General features: G+C 72.9%; 1 protein-coding gene. It reads left to right on the top strand.

Annotated features, from left to right (window positions below):
• A partial coding sequence (locus tag QAA18_RS12750) for a DUF3971 domain-containing protein (RefSeq protein WP_279413463.1) occupies positions 1-1486 on the top strand: 1486 nt, incomplete at both ends.

Below are 1486 nucleotides of genomic sequence, written 5' to 3'. Positions count from 1 at the left end.
TGCGCGCCTGGCTGGCGGCCGCCGCGCCGCGTGCGCTGCTGCATGACGTGGAGTTCCTCGCCAGCGGCGACACCACGCGGGCCAGCGCCCGCGTCGAGGGCCTGGGCTTCCTGCCGGTGGGCGGCGCGCCGGGATTCACCGGAATGGCCGGCCGCCTGCAGGGCGACGCGCAAGGTTTCGCGTTCGAGCTGGACGACAAGGCGCCGTTCCGTTTCGACTGGCCGGCCGGATTCGGCGTGGCGCACGATGCCAGCCTCGACGGCACCGTCGCCGGCTGGCGCGAAGGCGATGGCTGGCGCGTGGACACGCGCGCCTTGCGCGTGCGCGGCAGCGACTTCGGCATCGACGTGCGCGGCGGCATGTGGTTCCAGGGCGACGGCACGCGGCCCTGGATCGACCTGGCCGCGCGCCTGCAGCCAACGCAGGTGACGGCCGCCAGCGGCTTCTGGATCCACGACCGCATGTCGCCGCATGCCATCGAATGGCTGGACGCGGCGCTGGTCGCCGGCCGCCTGGAGGATGCGCGCGCGCTGGTGTCCGGCGACCTGGACGATTGGCCGTTCCGCGGCGCGCCCGGCAATCCGGCGCGCGGACGCTTCGAGGCCACGGCGAAGATCGTCGACGCAACGCTCGCGTTCCATGAAGGCTGGCCGCCGCTGGAACAGGTCGTCGGCGAGGTCGCGTTCGTCGCCGACGGTTTCGAAGTCTCCGGCAAGGGCGTGCTGGCCGGCGTCGGCATCCGCCGGTTCGATGCGGGCATCACCCGCTTCGGCCATGCGCCGTTGCGCGTGTCCGCGCGCGGCGGCGCCGATGCGTCGCGCCTGGTCGAACTGCTGCGGCGCAGCCCGTTGCGCGCCCGCCACGCCGACACCCTCGACAATGTTTCCGCCAGCGGCCCGGCGACCGTCAGTTTCGACATGACGCTGCCGCTGCACGATTCGACACGGGCGCGGATCGATGGCGAGGTGGCGCTCGCCAACGCGACCCTGGCCGACAAGCGCTGGAAGCTTGCCTTCGACAGCGTCACCGGCCGCGCCCGCTACGGCGACGACGGTTTCGTCGCCGAGCGCCTGGCCGTGCGCCACGAGGAAGCGCCGGGCATCCTGACCCTGCGCGCCGGCGAACATGTACATGACCCTGGCCATGCGTTCGAGGCCGAACTCGAAGCCAACCTGCCGGCCGATCGCCTGTTGCAGCGCGTGCCGGAGCTGTCGTGGCTGCAGGGCCGCGCCAGCGGGCGCTCACAGTGGACCGCGACGCTGGGCATCAGCGACAAGGCGGCGACGCTGCAGTTGCGCTCCAGCCTGGTCGGCACGGCATTGTCGTTGCCTGCGCCGTTGCGCAAGGCGGCCGAATCCTCGCTGCCGGCAACCATCGAAACCGCGTTGCCGCTGGGCGACGGCGAAGTGCGTGTGACGCTGGGCCGGCGCCTGGCGTTGCGAGCGCGCAGCCGCGGCGATGCCACCGGCGTGCGCGTGGTGCTGGG

Source organism: Luteimonas sp. 8-5 (assembly GCF_029763755.1).
GTDB lineage: Bacteria > Pseudomonadota > Gammaproteobacteria > Xanthomonadales > Xanthomonadaceae > Cognatiluteimonas.
The sequence above is the reverse complement of the archived record's forward strand: the minus strand, read 5'-3'. Positions and strand labels throughout refer to the sequence as shown.